Source organism: Thalassospira sp. CH_XMU1458 (assembly GCF_037027205.1).
Classification (GTDB): Bacteria; Pseudomonadota; Alphaproteobacteria; order Rhodospirillales; family Thalassospiraceae; genus Thalassospira; species Thalassospira tepidiphila.
This window is the reverse complement of the sequence record NZ_JAYMDW010000003.1, coordinates 734,696-752,249: the sequence shown is the minus strand read 5'-3', so window position 1 is coordinate 752,249 and position 17,554 is coordinate 734,696. Positions and strand designations below refer to the sequence as shown.

Here is a 17,554-nt window from a genome sequence, read left to right as displayed (position 1 = left end):
AGATATTGATACCCAAATTCCTGTCGCGCTTTTGTCGTGTTTGGTGCAACATGGCCGAAGATCATAACTTTTAAAAAATCTTCATATGCCCGTATTGCTCCTGCTTTTTAGCACCACACTCGTCTGGGCCCTGATGTTGGTCAGCAACCGCATTGCGCTGACCAGCTTTGCGGTTGATGCCTATGCCATGACCTGCTGGCAGCTTGTCTTTGGCGGGATGGCGCTTGTCCTTCTTGCACCGGGGCGCCGCATTCCGTGGCGGCAATTTGCCCTTCCGATCAACTGGGCCTATGGGTTCCTGCGTGTATTGACCGGGGTCAGTTGGACGGCATCCCTTTTATATATCAGCGCACCTGAAAGCGGCATTTTGTCGCAAACCGGCATGCCGATGGCAGCCCTTGCCGCGACCTTTATCCTTGGGCGCGCACCGGGGCGTTCGGAATGGCTTGGCCATGCGATCCTGATATCCGGCGCCCTGTGGCTGGCCTGGCATTTGCCCGGCGGGTTCGCCAACCCGGCCGTGCTTTTGATGCTGGCATCCGAAGTCACGGCAATTTCGTCCTCGGTTCTGGCGGAACTTCATCCTGATAATCAGGACAAGGACACCTGGGCGCATCTGCGCTTTACCGGGGTGTTGTTGTTGATTACGGCCTCGGTCTTTTTGATTGCTCCGCCGGTGGTCGAATTCATAAATCCGGTTGCAATCCCCTATATCTCGACCGATGGGCTGTTTGGCACCGAAACCCTGATTGCCGGACTTCTGATCGGCATTCTGTTCCGTGGGCCGGCAATGGTTTTAACCCTTCGATCCATCAAGATTGCCGGGGTCGAGAAATACATCCTGTCGACAAGCATCCTGCCCTTTGTCCTTTTGGGCCTTGAGATGCTGGCCGCCAAATTCGACCTCACACCGACTCCAACTCATGACAGTGTGTTCTGGATCTCTTCCCTTTTGGTGATGATCGGGATTATCCAGATAACAGCTTCAAAACACCGTCACGCCGCAAAGACCAAACGGCTTGCTGCAACGGCAAGTACGCCTGCAACCCAAAGCACGACCTGACCAAAGAAGACAAGACCACGATCTCCCTGCAGGATGCATCTCTCCCCTCCATCGGAGAGAACATATGACCTTCCCCGGTCGCTATGTCCCCCGGCATCTTGCGCCTTTCGGTGTCCCCCCGAAAGGCTGAAACGCCCGGGCCTCCCACCCGGGCGTTTTCTTTGTGCCCGCACGGATCGCCAAGGCACATTTGCGAATTCTCATTATTGAAATTCAATTTAAACCATTGATATAAAACGTTATTTAATTAACAAGTTGATGTATGTCACGGTTTTACAACCCCGTTTTTGGTCTAGTACCCGAACCACCAAAAATGGGAGAGAGAAATGACATCCCGACGCCTGTTTTCCAAAGCCCTTCTGTCCACCGTTGCGGCATGTGCCCTTGGCGGTGCGGCAATCGCGGCAGAACCAGCCGAACTTCGTGAAAGTGCGCTGGACTATTTCGAAGTCATTCCGTCGATGGTTCCCGCCATCGAAGGCAATGCCGTCACCCGTGAAAAGGTCGAACTGGGCAAGATGCTGTTCTTTGAACCGCGTCTGTCGGCCAGTGCGATCATTTCGTGCAACACCTGCCACAACCTTGGCATGGGCGGGGACGACAATCTGGAAACCTCCATCGGACATGGCTGGCAGAAAGGCCCGCGCAACGCACCAACCGTTCTGAACGCCGTCTTCAACGAAGCCCAGTTCTGGGATGGCCGCGCCGAGGATCTTAAGGCACAGGCCAAAGGCCCGGTTCAGGCCGGTGTTGAAATGGCCAGCACGCCGGAACGTGTCGTGACCGTGCTAAAATCCATCCCGGAATATGTCGACCATTTCAAAACGGCATTCCCGGGCGAAGATGATCCGGTGACCTTTGACAACATGGCAAAGGCGATCGAGGCATTCGAGGCAACCCTGATCACCCCGGCCTCCCGGTTTGACCAGTTCCTTGAAGGCAACGACACCATCATGACCGAAACCGAGATGACCGGTCTGGAACTGTTCATCGATACCGGCTGTGCATCCTGCCACAACGGGGTGAATGTCGGCGGTACGGGTTATTATCCGTTCGGTGTTGTTGAAAAGCCGGGCTCCGAAGTCCTGCCGCCTGATGACAAGGGCCGCTTTGCAGTTACCCAGACCGCAAGTGATGACTATGTGTTCCGTGCCGGTCCGCTGCGTAATATCGCGCTTACCGCACCATATTTCCATTCCGGCAAGGTCTGGGATCTGGAACAGGCGGTTGCGATCATGAGCAGTTCACAACTTGGCACCGAGCTGTCTGAGGATGAAGTCAAGGCAATCACCGCCTTCCTTCAAACCCTGACAGGTCAGGAACCGCAGGTCACCTACCCGATCCTTCCAGTCAGCAGCACGGACACGCCAAAACCGGCCGCGATGATTGCCAACTGATATTGCATCCGCGCGCAATATCAAGTTGATCCGGTGCCCGTCACCCTGCGTTGGGTGGCGGGCATTTTTTGTCACCGTCAAAAGGCAAAGGATACCCGTGCCTTTGCCTCCCAGATATCAAGCCCGTTCTGCCCGATACTGAGATATCCGGCCCCGACGTCAAAGGCGATCCGGTCCTCATAGAAAAACCGCATCCCGCCGCGGATGGTGCCGGTCACGGGCGATGTGTCTTCAAGTCGCAGATCACCCGACAGGATCTTGCCGTCATTGGGGCGATCAAGTGCGATGTGCAGCCCAAGCTCGCCATAGGGCATTCCCAAAAGGTCATCGCCAAGATCGACATACCGGCTGGCCTCGCCTGACAGTTCCGCTGAACCATAGCCAAAATGATCCGAGCCGATATTGACCGTCACCGGGGTGGTGTTGATCGTACCGCTCAGATCATAGTCCTCGACAAAGGTTTCGGCATAGGAAAGACCAAGGCGCGGGCGCAAGAACCATTCTTCGTAACGATACTGCCCGTTGATTGCAGCCGCGGCGGAAAGTTGATGGGAAAAGTAATTCCCTTCAAGAACGACAACCTCAAGATCGTTTTGCAACAACATATAGCCAAGCGATCCCTGCACCGCCCATTGTGGCGACAGCCGATGGGCAAAATACGGCCCGACCGAAAAGCCATAGGCCGCAGTTTCCAGCCCGCCGTCATATCCATCAGACCCGCTGGTTTCAAATGACGCAGAAATACCGGCAACCGTATCCTCGGCAATTTCGCGATCAACCCCGAACAGGAACGAACCGCTGTAACCTTCGGTATCAAGATTATGTCGACGGTCCTCGGCATAAAACCCGCGCGTTTCCGACCAGAAGTTCCACAAGGGTTCACGAATGAAATCACGCCCCGGCGTCAATGGCACGTCCGACTGTTCAAGCAAGGATGCCACCGTGATCCCCTCATACCCGCCCTGACGGACCAAGGTGCAGGGTGCGGTAAAGATCGCCCCGCTTTCATCGAGATACAGGTATCCATTCCCTTCAAGGATCGCACAGGTACTATCCGCAAGATATGCGTCAGGGCGCTTTGAAAGCTGCGCATTGGCAACTGTTTCGGGCACGTTTGGCGATGGCGGGGTGATGGCTGGAACCTCAGGCGTAATTGGTTCCGGGGGCAGCACCCCGATGGGTGGTTTTGTGCCGATGGGAAGTTCCGGGGTGATCCCGGTTGGCGGCAACGTGCCGATTGGGGGTGTGACACCAATCGGGCGCTCCGGCGTGATCGGCTCCGGTGGCAGCACACCGATGGGTGGTTTTGTGTCGATGGGAAGTTCCGGGGTAATCCCGGTTGGCGGCAAGGTGCCAATGGGGGGCGTTACACCAATCGGCAGTTCCGGCGTAATCAGATCGGGTGGCAAAATGCCGATGGGCGGTTTGACGGCAATCGGGACCTCGGGCGTGATGCCGGTCGGCGGCAGGATACCGATTGGCGGGATCACGGCGATGGGGATTTCCGGTGTGATCGTTTGGGGCGGCAAAATCCCGATCGGGGGCTTGATCGCCACGGGCGGATCAACAACCGTCGGCACCTCGGGTGTCAGAAAATCAGGAAACAACCGACCGATGGGTGGCAGGTTCACGCCGCCTTTCTGGTTCTGGCTATCAAGCAGACAGCCCCCACCGCTATTGTCATAAAGATGGTGCGTGCCGCCATTACCGGTCGATACAACATCAGACAGGGTCAGATGCAACCCGCGCCGCGCCTGGTTCCAGCTATCCTTGGTTGCCCCTTGTGCATCAAGGCGAAACGCCCCGGAACTGGTGCCTGACAACCACACTGAATTGGAATTATCGGCTGTTTTCCCGACAAAGATCAGCCCACCATCTGCGGCGCAATTGGCCGCCCGCGCCTCAGACAGCGACGCCGTTGCAAATAACGCCCCAACACCCGCAATCGCCCAATGACCAGCAAACTGGCCAACAACTGACCGTCCCATATCATCCCCCATCATGGTATCGAAGTTGTACGCCCAGCACCTGTCGGTTTGATCCGACTATTTCCCCATAGCATTTATGCTGTTCAAAGCGGTCCCAAAGCTGTGTTGATATCCACCAGTTATTTTGGAAACAGGAATGTCAAAATCAGTCGCGCGCCCCACCCATCCGGCCCCGCATCCGGGCTATCCACCCAATAACGTACACCTGCCCCGACACTGATTTTCTGATCGCCGATGCTGGTCAGCTTGGAAACGATGCCATTGACCGGCACCGACCATTGTTCGGCCGTCCAGTTATAGGTACTTTCGGTATTCAGCGCGAAAGTCCAGGCATTCTGCGTGGTGTAATTGATAAACGGCTGGAAAAAACTGGCGTTGGTCGCCGAGGCAGCAGACCCCTCGTCCGCGCCCCAGATATGATTGGTCAACATGCCATAGGTCCACGGACCATCGGCGAACAAACCGACAGCCGTCGGGCCAGCACCCCATTGATCAACGCCAAGACTGCTTTCACTGGCTGTCGGCAATAACAGTGCCGGACCAACACCCCAGATCAGACCACTTTCGGTGGGTTCAACCGGCGAGAAGAAGAAGCTTTGAACCGTATCGCCAATGCCGGTATCCGTGCCACTGTTGCCGTTGACATCGTTCTGATGCACCAACGGCAAAATGGTGCGCGAAATCAGGTTCCAGTCATCATTCAGGCGCATCGGCATGACCGGTTGCACATTGATCAGGTATTTTTCCCCGTCTGCCGATCCATACCCGCTGTCATAATTGCCCTGGAACGGGACGCTGATCAGATTGGCCACCGGATTGGCCAACTGTTTGGCAAGATCGGAATTGTCACTTTGCGCAACCGCCGGGACCTGCATCAACATGATGGCAACCCCGGCAGCACCGGCAAAGACCCGCTGGCGGACGCAAAATTTTAGAAACCTTACGAAAGGCATGGTCTGTTCCTTTCTCCGTTGATGGGGCGCATGTCGCGGCGACAACCGATGCACAGATCAAACAGCATTTCCTGACAGCCAATCCGCCGTCAGGAGAAAGGGAGGATCATTGGATATCCCTGACGATGCGAAATCCGATATGGTTGGAACCGATATGCCCCTCGGCCGGTTGTCGGGCTGCCGGGCGATAACGCAGGCAGAAATTTGGCGCACATAACCATGATCCGCCTTTCACAACGGTCATCGGGCCGGTTGCGCTGCTGGCAAAACGTACGGCAAGTTTCATCGGCGGGCCGCTTGGGTCCGTCTGGGCAGTGTTAGGATGGCCCGGCACCCACCAGTCGTTGACATGTTCCCAGACATTTCCGGCCATGTCGTAAAGACCATAACCATTTGCCGTAAATTTACCGACGGGTGCGGTTCCGTGATAACCGTCATCAGCCAGATCGTCTGTCGGAAACTGCCCCTGCCAGCTATTGGCTTTCCAGCCTTGGGCAGGGTCATATGTGTCGCCCCAGACATAGGCCTTTCGCGACAAGCCACCGCGCGCGGCAAATTCCCATTCTGCTTCGGTCGCAAGCCTGCCACCGGCCCATTTGGCATAGGCACGCGCATCTTCGATGGACACCTGTGTTACCGGATGATCATCAAGGCCATCGATGTTGCTTTCGGGTCCGGTTGGATGTTGCCAGTTTGCCCCGGCGACATACCGCCACCAGTTTCCGATATCCCCCATATCCACAGCACCTGCGGGTTGGGCAAAAACCATTGATCCGGGTTGAAGCAGTTCCTCGGGCACACCGGGATAGTCCGCCGGATCAAGCGGCTTTTCCACGGACGTCACATATCCGGTTTCTTCGACAAATTCGCGAAACTGCGCATTGGTGATTTCGGTTCGGCTGATCGCAAAGGGCGAAACCGTCACCTGATGGATTTCGGTTTCTTCCCGATAAATGCGGTCTTCCCCCATCAGGAAGGTGCCACCCGAAAGTTCGACAAACTCAGGCAGGTCTGCCGCAAGGGCGGCGGGTACCCCCAAAAGGCCTGCGACCGCCAAAGACAGGATCGAGAGATTGTCCGGCCAAATATATCTCCCAAAAACCGTCAGTCCCTTCATCCTATTGGCGTCCCTTGGCAAGGAAATCCTGCACCATGTTCGACATGTCAAACGAGGCCCCGCCCTGCACAGGCGGATATTCACCAAGCGTTTGAAGATGCTGGGTCACCAGAACGCTCACGGGCTGCATCAACCACGAAACCTTCTGTGCAAGGTGACCATAGGAATCAATGCTGCTGTAGCTTTCAAACGGATCCATCCGCAGATTGAAGATCATCGGGAAGTTCCGCGGCGTCATGTTGTCGTAGTAATCTTCCTTAAGCGCGAAGTGCATTTTCCAAGGACCGACACGCACAGCCGTCAGTTGGCTTTCGAAATAATAGAAGATGTGATCGCGTGCCGACTGGTCTGTTTCGCCCTGCCAGTAAGGCAGGTTGTTCACCCCATCGATATACTGGTTTTTTTCTTCCATCACACGTTCGGCAGGATCATCAATCCCCGCAGCAACGGCAAGGGATGTGAACATGTCCTGATGGCCCTGAATACCGTTCAGTATTTTGTCTTCGGGCAGTTTGCCCGGCCAGCGGATCATGGATGGCACCCGCACACCACCTTCATAGGTGGTCATTTTCTCGCCGCGGAACGGAGTGGTCGCGCCGTGCGGCCAGGATGCATGCTCAGGCCCATTATCGGTCGAATACCAGACGATGGTGTTTTCGGCCAAACCCTGCGCATCAAGCCAATCAAGCACACCGCCGATATCATGGTCATGCTGCAACATGCCGCTGCCGTGATAATCGGCCTCGGATGTATATTCCTCGGCGGCGTAACGCCACTGGTCATTCAGGCGGGTGTAAAGGTGCATGCGGCTGGTATTAAGCCAGACAAAGAATGGCTCGTTGGCGTCCTTGGCAGCGGTCATGAAATTGATCGCGGCCGGGATGATTTCCGCCCCGTCAAAATCTTTCATCCGTTCCTGGGTGAGTGGACCGGTATCCTGAATGATCTGTTTGCCAACCCGGCCAAAGCGCGGATCGACCGTACCGTTGTCCTCTTCGGTGGCAAAGCTGTGTAACACCCCACGGGTGCCAAAGCGCGCGTCATATTCCTCAAGCGATCCGGCGAACTGTTCGGCAAAGCGTTGATAATCACGCTGCTCGGCTTCTTCCTGCGTGTTGAGGTGATAAAGATTGCCAAAGAACTCGTCAAAGCCATGGACCGTTGGCAAATGTTCGTTGCGGTCGCCCAGATGGTTCTTGCCAAACTGCCCGGTGCGATAGCCCTCTTCTTTCAGAAGCTCCGCCAGTGTCGGGCTTTCTTTTTGCAGGCCAAGGACCGCGCCCGGTTGGCCAACCGTCGTCATGCCGGACCGGATCGGATATTGCCCGGTAATAAAGGCCGCACGCCCGGCCGTGCAGCTCGGTTGTGCATAGTGGTCGGTAAACCGAATGCCTTCATTGGCGATCCGGTCAATATTGGGGGTCGTGTAACCCATGGTGCCAAGCCCATAGGAAGACAGGTTCTGCCACCCGATGTCATCGCCCCAGATAACAAGGATATTGGGCCTTTCCGCGTCCTGCGCAGATGCTGGAGACCAGATGAAATTCAGGGAAATCGCCGCCACCGCCGCTACCAGAAACGTCTTCATTATCTGCTCCTATCCTTCGCGCTTTCACAAGCAATGTCGGCAAGAGAATTTCCGGGGGATCCAATGAAGGCACATCGCACGAAACCCGGGTTGCGCGTAAACCTGTGAGGCTTGCTTTGAGGTACTGATAGTACCCCATAAAAACTTTGGGTTGAATAACTTGTTTGTGAAATAGGACACACATACCCATCGCCATAAGGAACCGGCCCCTGCGATGCAGGGGCCGGTAAGGTCGCACGCAAGCATATGCTTGCCGGGGTCGGGGGGAACTGTGTGCGACCTTGTTCTTGTGTCCTTGGCGCGCCTGTTCAATAACCTTTAATGCGCGGTATCCACGCCTGGCTCAGCACGCGGCGGCTTGGCAAGTGGCAGTAAAAGGAAGGCAATCAGGAAGGCTGCCGCCATCGCCAGATAGACATCGTTGAACGATATGATTGAGGCTTCACGGTTGACGATATTGACGATGAATTTCATTGCTGCGGCATGCGGATCGGCAAGGCCCATCTCGCTAAACCGTGCGGTAAGTGTGGCAAGATAATCCTTGAACGCCGTGCTGGCCGGATTGATGTGATCAGACAGGATCGAGAAATGATAATCGATCCGCTTATCAAGCAGCGTATTGATCGCCGCCATGCCAATCGCCCCGCCAAGGTTCCGCATCAGGTTATAAAGCCCGCTGGCATTTTTGATCTTTTCGGGTGGCAAGGTGCCCAGCGCCAGATTGGTCACCGGCAACATGCAAAACATCAGTGCTGCACCACGCACAACCTGCGGCCAAATCAGCTCGTTAAACGAAACTTCGCTGGTGTTAAAACCATGCATGGCAAGACCGGTGGCAAACAACGCAAGCCCGATGCCCAGCACCACGCGCGGCGGATATTTCGCCGTCATCTTCCCGGCAATCGGGGCGGACAGAAACTGAGTAATACCGGTGACGGCCATAACAATCCCGATTTCAAGACTGTCATAACCGCGCACGCGTCCCAGCATCAGCGGCATCAGATAAACACTGCCATAAAGCCCGACACCCAGCGTAAAGCTGAACACGCAGCCCATGGTGAAGTTGCGATCGGCAAAGGATTTCAGATCCACAATCGGCTTGTCATAGGTAAACATCCGCCAGAAGAAATAGATCCCGGCAATGGCGCATGTGATCGTGCCGTAAACGATTGCAGTTTCATCAAACCAGTCATCCTTGGGCCCTTCATCAAGGACATATTCAAGGCTGCCCAAAAACACCGCCATCGACAAAAGCCCGCGCAGATCAAATCCCTTAAGCAGGCCGATATCCCCGCGATCAACACGCAGCGTCATGGCAACAACGGCGGCAATCATCAATCCCGGAATAACGTTGATCAAAAACAACCAGTGCCAGGACAGTGATTGCGTCAAAAACCCGCCAAGGGTCGGACCGATGGTCGGTGCCATGGTCGCAATCAACCCGGTCATCACCGAGGCGGCATTGCGTTTGTCAGGCGGGAAAATGATATAGGTCGTGGCAAACACGGTCGGGATCATCGCCCCGCCCAAAAAGCCCTGCATGGCGCGAAACCAGATCATGCTTTCAATCGACCAGGCAAAGGCGGACGCCACCGACATCACGGTAAAGCCAATTGCAGAAATCACGAACAGCCAACGCGTTGACATCAGGCGCGAAAGGAAGCCCGAAAGCGGGATCATGACCACCTCGGCAATCAGATAACTGGTCTGAACCCAGCCGATCTCATCGGGGCTTGCCGATAATCCCGCCTGAATGTTTTCAAGCGAACTGGCGACAATCTGAATATCAAGGATCGCCAGAAACATGCCGACAACCATCGCCACCCAGCCAACAAACTGGGCGGTTTCCATCGGGCGCGTTTCGGATTGCGGCGCTGTTGTCGGGCTGACGGCTGCCATCAGTTAAGCTCCGAAAGTTCCGCCGTCGGGACGATCCCTTGCGCAAGACCAACACCGGCGATTTCTTCTTCGCCACTGGCATTGCGGGTATCAACATTGACCACCACCGAAAGCCCCGGTCGCAATGCCTTGGCCCATTTGCTGTCATCAAGTTCGATCCGAACCGGTACACGCTGGGTAATTTTGGTGAAGTTTCCGGTGGCATTTTCCGGGGGCAGCAGACTGAATTGCGCACCGGTTGCCGGGGCAAAACTTGCAATATGGCCAACAATCTCGGCATCCGGGAAGGCATCAACTTCAACCGCAACCTTCTGCCCCGGTGCCATGTGGCTGATCTGGGTTTCCTTGAAATTGGCCACGATATAGGTACCCGGCAAAGGCACCAGCACCAAAAGCTGTTCACCCGGCTGGACCAATGCACCGGTCTGAACCGACCGGTTCCCAACCACGCCATCAAACGGCGCAAAAATCCTGGTATCATCAAGCGCCTGTTGCGCCAGATCACGTGCGGCTTCGGCCTGTTTTACAGCCCGCTCCGCCTCGATCTTCTGGGCGCGCAGAACACCAAGACGACCCTTTTCGACGGCTAATGTCGCGTTGGCAGCCGCCACCTCCGCCTGCGCGGTTTGACGATCGGCCTTGGCGTAATCGAATTTCTGGCGGCTGGCCGCACCCTTTTTGACCAGATCGTCATAGCGCTTGAAATCATCGCTGGTGCGTTCCAGTTCGACCCGCGCGATATCAACATTGGCCGCGGCCTGATTGATTGCAGCTTCCTGAAGGGTAATCTGTTGTTCCATGGTGCCGACAGCCGACCGGTGTGCCTCAAGGGCCGCCTCGGCCTTGGCCAGTTCAAGGCGGAAGTCCTCATCCCGGATGGTCAGAAGCAAATCACCTTTGCGCACCGGCTGGTTTTCGGCCACCCGCAAATCCCCGACATAGCCGGACACCTTGGGCGATACCGCGACCTCATCGGCCTGAAGATACGCATTGTCGGTACTTTCATGGTACTGACCTTCGGTCACCCAATAGAACCCGTAATATCCACCGCCACCAATAATCGCCGCTGCGATCAGGGGCAGAATGATCTTTTTCACACTCATTGCCTGATTTTTCCTTTTGGTATTGATCAGTACCATTTGTCTATTTATGGTACTACTCAGTACCAAACGTCAAGTCCGGAATCGGAATCCCCTGTGCAAGACACCAAGAAGATTGATCCCAGAACCGTAAAACGCCGCGAAGCTATCATCGCAACGGCGCGGGAATTGTTTTGCGAACATGGACTTGCAGGCACGACGCTTGAAATGATCACGGCCGAGGCCGGCGGATCACGCCGAACGATCTATGAGCTGTTCGGGAATAAGGATGGCGTGTTCGAAGCCGTCATTCGCGATTGCACCGGGCGAATCACATCCGTCATGAGCGACCTTGAAATGTCGGACTTGCCGCTCCGCGCGGCCCTGATCCATTACGGCGAAACGCTGATGACGCTTCTGACCATGCCCGACACCATCCGGTATATGCGCCTGTTTCTGGCCGAAGTGCCCCGCTTCCCGAAACTGGGAAAGGTCTTTTATGAAAGCGGACTGATGACGGGGCGTCGATACATTGCGTCTTATTTCGAACGTCAGATGGACGAGGGCAACTTTCCCAAAGGCAATCCGTGGCAAGCTGCGGTGTTCTTTTCCAGCCTGATCAAGGCGGACTACGATATCCGGCAAATGTCCTATATCGATTGGGAACCGCAGGAAAAAGATCTGCGCAGCCATGTGATTGCAGCGGTCGATATGTTCCTGCGTGGCCACGGGCTAGATCCGGAAAAAATGACTTCCTGAGTTAGCCGTTGAGGCCCGCAATCCATGCTGCGACTTGGCGAATAACATCCCCTGCCCCGTTTGGCACACCCAGGCAAAGCCTGTTACGCAAACAGCGTCAACAGCCGCCAGGCAATCGGTCCCAGCATGGTCAGAACGCCAACCCACATCATCGCAACACCCCAGTTGCGATCACGATTGGTAAAGCCGAAACCAAGCAGGCAAAAGCCGACAACGCAGATGATCAGGACAATGATGTTTTCACTTGCCAAGTTCATGACAGTTCCCCTTTGATGGCGCCCCGGAAATCGGAGTCTCCCCCATCCACCGGCAATACGGTCACAATATCGGCTAACGGATCAACTGGTCATTGATCAGGATCAGAAAAATCAACTCTGCGAGGCCGATAGACAGTTTTTTCGAACTTGTCGTCAAATTCGCCTAAACGATCAGGATTATTGATCTTTTTGGCAACAAAAATCGCCAATTCACCTGATCGAAATGCCCGGATTTCCGGGTTTTGCAGCCCTCATCACATTGTTGTATTCCAGCCCTCTTTGATTTTCTGGTGGCTTCCTGTATGTTGCGGGCTCCCGACGCGGCCAGGGCGCTCCCTCGCGCGCCGGAAGACAGAGATTTAACCATCTTGAATGGCAGCCGCGCTGCATGTCGGCCGCGGCCAGCAAGGGAGTATTCTATGAGCAAGATTAAAGTTAAGAATCCAGTCGTCGAGCTTGATGGCGATGAGATGACCCGGATCATCTGGGACTTCATCAAAAACAAACTGATCCTGCCGTATCTCGACATTGACCTGAAATACTACGATCTTTCGGTTCAGAAACGTGACGAGACCGACGACCAGATCACCATTGATGCAGCAAATGCCATCAAGGAACACCGCGTTGGTGTTAAATGCGCGACCATCACCCCCGATGAGCAGCGCGTTGAAGAATTCGGCCTGAAAAAGATGTGGAAGTCGCCGAACGGCACCATCCGTAACATCATTGGCGGTACCGTTTTCCGTCAGCCGATCATCTGCTCGAACGTTCCGCGTCTGGTTCCGGGTTGGACCCAGCCGATCGTTATCGGCCGTCACGCATTTGGTGACCAGTACCGTGCGACCGACTTCAAGGTTCCGGGCGCAGGTAAACTGACCATCAAATTCCAGCCGGCAGACGGCGGCGAGCCCATTGAACACGAAGTCTTCGACTTCCCGTCTTCGGGCGTTGCCATGTCGATGTACAACCTTGATGACAGCATCAAGGGCTTTGCACGTGCTTGCATGAACTATGGTCTGTCGCTCGGTTGGCCGGTTTACCTGTCGACCAAGAACACCATCATGAAAGCCTATGACGGCCGCTTCAAGGACCTGTTCGAAGAAGTCTTCCAGGAAGAATTCAAAGACAAGTTCGAAGCAGCTGGCATCACCTACGAACACCGCCTGATCGACGACATGGTTGCATGTGCGATGAAATGGAACGGTGGTTTCGTTTGGGCTTGTAAGAACTATGACGGCGACGTTCAGTCCGACACCGTTGCACAGGGCTTTGGCTCGCTCGGTCTGATGACCTCTGTTCTGATGACCCCGGATGGGCAGACCGTCGAAGCAGAAGCCGCCCACGGCACCGTGACCCGTCACTATCGTCAGCACCAGCAGGGCAAAGAAACCTCGACCAACCCGATTGCGTCGATCTTTGCTTGGTCCCAGGGTCTTAAGTACCGTGGTGAATTCGACGATACCCCGGAAGTCGTCAAGTTTGCTGAAACCCTTGAGAAAGTCTGCGTCGACACTGTCGAAGCCGGCTTCATGACCAAGGATCTGGCACTGCTGATCGGCCCGAACCAGAAATGGCTGACCACCAACCAGTTCCTCGACAAACTGGACGAAGGTCTGAAAGCTGCAATGGCCTGATCCATCTGATCAAGCGGCAGTTTGCCAATCAGGAAAACCCCTGTCGGAAAATCGGCAGGGGTTTTCTTTTATCAATACTGAAATTCGAACAAAAAGAACCCCGCCGGCGGGGGGCCAGGCGGGGCTGCAAGTTGCTACGGCCCAGGCTCAGGCCGCGGCGGTCAAAGCAGGATCAGCTGCTTTGAACTGGGATGTCTTAAGCAGCAGTGTCACCAGTATCGGCGGTGTCACCACTATCTGCTCCGTCACCGGTGTCACCACCCGTGTCACCTGTATCTCCGGCGTCACCTGTCTCACCTGTGGTGTCACCCGTATCTCCAGTATCTCCAGTGTCACCGGTGTCACCTGTGTCGCCTGTATCACCCGTATCCCCGGTATCACCGGTATCCGGCTCGCCATCATCTGGCGTATCACTGTCATCACCTGCGCCAGGCCCGGTCAGCTCTTTCCAGCCCTTGGTAATAATGTCGCGTTCGACATCCGGATCGACATCCGGACCGGTCGGCGCGCCAAACACCCGCTGGATCCCCGGCGGCAAAGCCCCAGCAAGCCCCGGTGCATTTGCAATACCCGGCGGCATGCCTTTTTCACCAGTGACACCTTCTCTTGCAGAGGATGCACCACGTCCAACGCCCCCGGCCTGCATACCCAGACCCTTGGCATTGGAACGCGCAGCTGCACCTTTGCCTTGTGCTTCGGCACCATTACCTTTGCCGCCGCCATTGCCACCACCGGCGTTACCACTGTTCCCCGGGCCGTCCGGGCCGCTGCGGCCATTTCCGCCGCCATTGCCGCCACCGTTACCGCCGCCAGGGCCATCATTTCCGTTACCGCCACCGGGGCCGCCATTGCCACCACCGTTGCCGCCGCCGTTACCACCGCCGTTACCACCACCGTTGCCGCCGCCATTACCGCCGCCGTTGCCATTACCGCCGCCGTTGCCGCCGCCATTACCTTGACCTTGCGCAAAGGCACTTTTGCCTGCGACGTCAAACTGTGAAAGGTCAAGCGAGAGGGGGGTCACCACCAACGCAAAGGCGCCAAACCCGAGAATGCCCGCTGTCGTAATCCTGCTGCGCAGACTTTTCTTCTTATTGGTCAACATTGTCAGCTCCACTTCCTTGCAGTGAATTTCGCGTTCATTTGGGAGGACAACGCACGGGGTTCGAATTTTCTTCCCGGCTGTCGAAATTATTTTTCACAATATTTTTTTCGCGGCCGAGGGAAGAAACACGAAGGCCCCGTCGTTATATGTTCAACAAGACTGAAAAATTGCGCCTGCGATCATGAATGGGACGTCTAGTTTGGACACTGCTTTAAGACAAGAGCTTGCAGATCTTCTGCCGCGCGCATTGCGGTTTGCGCGATCGCTGACGCGCGATGCTGTCGCGGCAGAGGATTTGGTGCAAACGGCATATGCAAAGGCGGTTGAACGGATCGAACAGTTCGAGCAAGGCACACGGCTTGATAGCTGGCTTTACCGCATCATCCAGACAAGCTGGATTGACGAAAAGCGCCGCGATCAACGCCAGGGAAATGTGGTTTCGTTTGAAGATGCACGTGACAGTGCCGTTCCAGGCATAAATCACGGTGGCACCGACAGAATGTTTTTGCAGGCAGCACTTGCGTCCCTTGCCGAGGAACAGCGCGCCGCCCTGACACTGGTCCTGATCGAAGGATACAGCTATCGCGAAGCCGGCGACATTCTGGGCGTTCCTGACGGCACGGTCATGAGCCGCGTCGCCAGAGCCAGAAGAACACTTGCAACCCTGCATGATGATGACGGCGAGACAAGAGACCAAGACAGCATTTACAGAGGTTCGTCATGAGCAAACAACTTGAAGACCGCGACTACGTTTTGCTGTCCGCCTATATTGATGGCGAACTGGCCCCGACAGAATGTCGCGAGCTGGAAGACAGAATTGCCAAATGCCCGGCCATGACCCGCCAGTTCAATATCATGGCGGGACAAACGGTCGTTCTGCGCAATCAGTCTGAACGCCTTCTGGCAGATCGGGTTTATCCCCAGCTGTCTCAGGACATCGAAGATATCCTTGATCAGAAAAAGACACCGGCAAAACACTTCGTTAGCAAAAGCGACGTCGATGCGCGCCCGCGCACCGTTGCAAACAACAATACGCCGATCTGGACCGGTATTGGTGCGGCGGCCGCGGTCCTGCTGGCGTTTGTTGGCGGCAACTGGTTTAACGAAAACACCCGTGATGCGGCTGTTGGCACCCTGGTATCTAACGATGCACAAATGTTTTCCTATTCGCCCGTCAACAACCCTTTGCTTGATGAACAAATCAGCAAGACGCTGGAAGAAACGCTGAGCGGCGATATTCGCCAGGTCTCGCTGGGGGCAACGGAAAACAGTGGCGGCACCATCAAGATCGAACCGCTCAGAACCTTCCGTCAGGGGACGCGTTTCTGCCGGGAATATCACGTCACGTTCCCGACAGACCGCGTTGAAAGTGGCCCCGACGGGTTCTTTGGTCGGGCTTGCCGCACAGAGGATGGCCAGTGGGAAACAGTTTACCGACTGATCCCGGGCGTCGACCTGCCAGACCTTGGCAGCTCTGACGACACACTGCCCAAACAAAAGCTTTGAGTAAATCGACAGCGATGAGGGGCTCCTCGTCGCTGTCGGTGTTTTTTCAACCGTAACAACCAAGCAATAAGAACCAGGACGTTAACGACCTGACAAAATGAATAAGCAGGATCAGAACAATGAATTTGCCGAACTACCAGCGCCCGTTTTTGGCGCTTTCTTGCGTTTTAAGCCTTTCATTGCTCGGAGCGTGCCAAACGCTTGAAAGTTTCGAAGATTCATTAAACAGCCTCAATGACGGTCTGGGCGAATATGCCGAAAAGACCGAGAATACCGGCCCGGCCCTTCCGCCCGCATCCTTGCCTGAATTTGGCATTGGCGATGCCTTTGTCTATGACGGTGGACGCGCCATTTATGTCGCCGATATCAAGGGGGATCGGATCGTCTGGAATGGTGGCGGTGACTATCTTTTCGAAATGACCCGCGATTTCACCGGCCCGATCCTTGACTGGTCCTACACCGATGAAGAGGATCAGAAACGATCCGGTTCTACGACGCTCAAGGCTGGCTCGGAAGATATCTGGCCGTTGGAATATGGCGACCACGTTCGTATTTCAACCCGGTCATCCAATACCGATCCCGTCACCGGGAAAGTAAACGAATATGACCAGTGGCTGACCTGCACGGTACCCGCAACTGAAACGGTCGAGGTGCCCGCAGGTACGTTTGACACCTATGTTATCGAGTGTTCACGCTATTACAAACAGTGGTGGATGCAGACGACCAAATGGTGGTACGCGCCGGAGATCGGCTTTTATGTCAAACGTGACCGTTCATGGAATTCCGGCGAAGATCACAGCGAAGAACTGGTGACATATGGCCCTGCCCCGGCAAAAATTGCAAAATCCGCACAGGACCTTTTGGCAAAAACAGTTCAGCAGTCGCTTGAAACCAATAATTCCGGCGATGCGAAGACAGCATCCATCGGTGCGCTTGATATCGCGGTGACCCCGCTCAAAACCGTGCAGACGGACAAAGGCATCTGGTGCAGGACCTATCGCCAGGAACTCACCGCACGCAACCGCACCAGCAGCCAAATCAAATCAGCCTGTCGCACGAATGATGGCTGGGTACTTGAAGATGATGTACCGGATCTGGCCACGCAATGACCTGAACAGGCTGGCTGGATAAAAGTCAAAACTGCGAACCCGGAATTCCCCCGCCCATATTTTGGCGGGGGATTTTTTTACTTGCTGATTTTTTTCCCGA

General features: G+C 55.3%; 15 protein-coding genes. 7 read left to right on the top strand and 8 right to left on the bottom strand.

Annotated features, from left to right (window positions below):
- The first annotated feature begins 85 nt into the window (after positions 1–85).
- Together WBY09_RS17475 and WBY09_RS17470 are read left to right on the top strand one after the other, a co-directional pair.
- On the top strand, positions 86–1,063 hold the full coding sequence (locus WBY09_RS17475; RefSeq protein ID WP_336233413.1) for an EamA family transporter: 978 nt from the start codon (positions 86–88) through the stop codon (positions 1,061–1,063).
- A 326-nt stretch (positions 1,064–1,389) separates the two neighbouring features.
- Positions 1,390–2,460: a cytochrome-c peroxidase gene (locus tag WBY09_RS17470; protein WP_064781722.1), complete on the top strand. Its 1,071-nt coding sequence runs from the start codon at positions 1,390–1,392 to the stop codon at positions 2,458–2,460.
- A gap of 77 nt (positions 2,461–2,537) precedes the next feature.
- On the opposite strand, the gene WBY09_RS17465 is transcribed toward WBY09_RS17470, so the two are convergent.
- The 6 genes from WBY09_RS17465 to WBY09_RS17440 all read right to left on the bottom strand — a co-directional run bounded on the left by WBY09_RS17465 (position 2,538) and on the right by WBY09_RS17440 (position 11,108).
- Complete coding sequence (locus WBY09_RS17465; RefSeq protein ID WP_336233412.1) at positions 2,538–4,448, bottom strand: autotransporter outer membrane beta-barrel domain-containing protein; 1,911 nt, start codon at positions 4,446–4,448, stop codon at positions 2,538–2,540.
- Positions 4,449–4,567: 119 nt separating this feature from the next.
- Positions 4,568–5,401 (bottom strand): transporter, encoded by an 834-nt coding sequence (locus WBY09_RS17460; protein WP_286790951.1) that lies wholly within the window; start codon positions 5,399–5,401, stop codon positions 4,568–4,570.
- Positions 5,402–5,507: 106 nt separating this feature from the next.
- On the bottom strand, positions 5,508–6,518 hold the full coding sequence (locus WBY09_RS17455) for a formylglycine-generating enzyme family protein (RefSeq protein ID WP_286790950.1): 1,011 nt from the start codon (positions 6,516–6,518) through the stop codon (positions 5,508–5,510).
- 1 nt (position 6,519) lies between these two features.
- Positions 6,520–8,106, bottom strand: coding sequence for an arylsulfatase (locus WBY09_RS17450; protein ID WP_286790949.1), 1,587 nt, complete (start codon positions 8,104–8,106; stop codon positions 6,520–6,522).
- A gap of 318 nt (positions 8,107–8,424) precedes the next feature.
- Positions 8,425–10,005 (bottom strand): DHA2 family efflux MFS transporter permease subunit, encoded by a 1,581-nt coding sequence (locus tag WBY09_RS17445; RefSeq protein ID WP_286790948.1) that lies wholly within the window; start codon positions 10,003–10,005, stop codon positions 8,425–8,427.
- Complete coding sequence (locus WBY09_RS17440) at positions 10,005–11,108, bottom strand: HlyD family secretion protein (protein WP_336233411.1); 1,104 nt, start codon at positions 11,106–11,108, stop codon at positions 10,005–10,007. The genes WBY09_RS17445 and WBY09_RS17440 overlap by 1 nt, the downstream gene beginning before the upstream one ends.
- 93 nt (positions 11,109–11,201) lie before the next feature.
- Between WBY09_RS17440 and WBY09_RS17435 the strand changes: the two genes are divergently transcribed.
- Positions 11,202–11,843 carry a TetR/AcrR family transcriptional regulator gene (locus WBY09_RS17435; RefSeq protein WP_197146922.1) on the top strand — a complete coding sequence of 214 codons (642 nt, stop codon included), beginning with the start codon at positions 11,202–11,204 and terminating at the stop codon, positions 11,841–11,843.
- A gap of 83 nt (positions 11,844–11,926) precedes the next feature.
- Here the strand turns inward: WBY09_RS17435 and WBY09_RS17430 are convergent, their stop codons facing one another.
- On the bottom strand, positions 11,927–12,100 hold the full coding sequence (locus WBY09_RS17430; RefSeq protein WP_167351223.1) for a hypothetical protein: 174 nt from the start codon (positions 12,098–12,100) through the stop codon (positions 11,927–11,929).
- Between the two features lie 419 nt (positions 12,101–12,519).
- Here WBY09_RS17430 and WBY09_RS17425 point away from each other — a divergent pair, with 419 nt between their 5' ends.
- Positions 12,520–13,734 carry an NADP-dependent isocitrate dehydrogenase gene (locus tag WBY09_RS17425; protein WP_063087614.1) on the top strand — a complete coding sequence of 405 codons (1,215 nt, stop codon included), beginning with the start codon at positions 12,520–12,522 and terminating at the stop codon, positions 13,732–13,734.
- 196 nt (positions 13,735–13,930) lie between these two features.
- On the opposite strand, the gene WBY09_RS17420 is transcribed toward WBY09_RS17425, so the two are convergent.
- Positions 13,931–14,839 carry a hypothetical protein gene (locus WBY09_RS17420; protein WP_286790946.1) on the bottom strand — a complete coding sequence of 303 codons (909 nt, stop codon included), beginning with the start codon at positions 14,837–14,839 and terminating at the stop codon, positions 13,931–13,933.
- A gap of 181 nt (positions 14,840–15,020) precedes the next feature.
- On the opposite strand from WBY09_RS17420, the gene WBY09_RS17415 reads away from it, so the two are divergent.
- The 3 genes from WBY09_RS17415 (at position 15,021) to WBY09_RS17405 (ending at position 17,454) form a co-directional block, all read left to right on the top strand.
- Entirely contained in the window at positions 15,021–15,563 is a 543-nt protein-coding gene (locus WBY09_RS17415) for a sigma-70 family RNA polymerase sigma factor (protein WP_197146920.1), read from the top strand.
- Positions 15,560–16,345, top strand: coding sequence for a zf-HC2 domain-containing protein (locus WBY09_RS17410; protein ID WP_197146919.1), 786 nt, complete (start codon positions 15,560–15,562; stop codon positions 16,343–16,345). The genes WBY09_RS17415 and WBY09_RS17410 overlap by 4 nt, the downstream gene beginning before the upstream one ends.
- Before the next feature lie 119 nt (positions 16,346–16,464).
- A complete protein-coding gene (locus WBY09_RS17405) occupies positions 16,465–17,454 on the top strand; it encodes a hypothetical protein (RefSeq protein WP_286790945.1) in 990 nt (329 codons plus the stop codon).
- The last annotated feature ends 100 nt before the right edge of the window (positions 17,455–17,554 follow it).

Bases quoted from the DNA above. Each gene is read 5' to 3' on its own strand.
- WBY09_RS17475 (WP_336233413.1), top strand. From the start codon at position 86: ATGCCCGTATTGCTCCTGCTTTTTAGCACCACACTCGTCTGGGCCCTG.
- WBY09_RS17470 (WP_064781722.1), top strand. From the start codon at position 1,390: ATGACATCCCGACGCCTGTTTTCCAAAGCCCTTCTGTCCACCGTTGCG.
- WBY09_RS17465 (WP_336233412.1), bottom strand. From the start codon at position 4,448: ATGGGACGGTCAGTTGTTGGCCAGTTTGCTGGTCATTGGGCGATTGCG.
- WBY09_RS17460 (WP_286790951.1), bottom strand. From the start codon at position 5,401: ATGCCTTTCGTAAGGTTTCTAAAATTTTGCGTCCGCCAGCGGGTCTTT.
- WBY09_RS17455 (WP_286790950.1), bottom strand. From the start codon at position 6,518: ATGAAGGGACTGACGGTTTTTGGGAGATATATTTGGCCGGACAATCTC.
- WBY09_RS17450 (WP_286790949.1), bottom strand. From the start codon at position 8,106: ATGAAGACGTTTCTGGTAGCGGCGGTGGCGGCGATTTCCCTGAATTTC.
- WBY09_RS17445 (WP_286790948.1), bottom strand. From the start codon at position 10,005: ATGGCAGCCGTCAGCCCGACAACAGCGCCGCAATCCGAAACGCGCCCG.
- WBY09_RS17440 (WP_336233411.1), bottom strand. From the start codon at position 11,108: ATGAGTGTGAAAAAGATCATTCTGCCCCTGATCGCAGCGGCGATTATT.
- WBY09_RS17430 (WP_167351223.1), bottom strand. From the start codon at position 12,100: ATGAACTTGGCAAGTGAAAACATCATTGTCCTGATCATCTGCGTTGTC.
- WBY09_RS17425 (WP_063087614.1), top strand. From the start codon at position 12,520: ATGAGCAAGATTAAAGTTAAGAATCCAGTCGTCGAGCTTGATGGCGAT.
- WBY09_RS17420 (WP_286790946.1), bottom strand. From the start codon at position 14,839: ATGTTGACCAATAAGAAGAAAAGTCTGCGCAGCAGGATTACGACAGCG.
- WBY09_RS17415 (WP_197146920.1), top strand. From the start codon at position 15,021: ATGAATGGGACGTCTAGTTTGGACACTGCTTTAAGACAAGAGCTTGCA.
- WBY09_RS17410 (WP_197146919.1), top strand. From the start codon at position 15,560: ATGAGCAAACAACTTGAAGACCGCGACTACGTTTTGCTGTCCGCCTAT.
- WBY09_RS17405 (WP_286790945.1), top strand. From the start codon at position 16,465: ATGAATTTGCCGAACTACCAGCGCCCGTTTTTGGCGCTTTCTTGCGTT.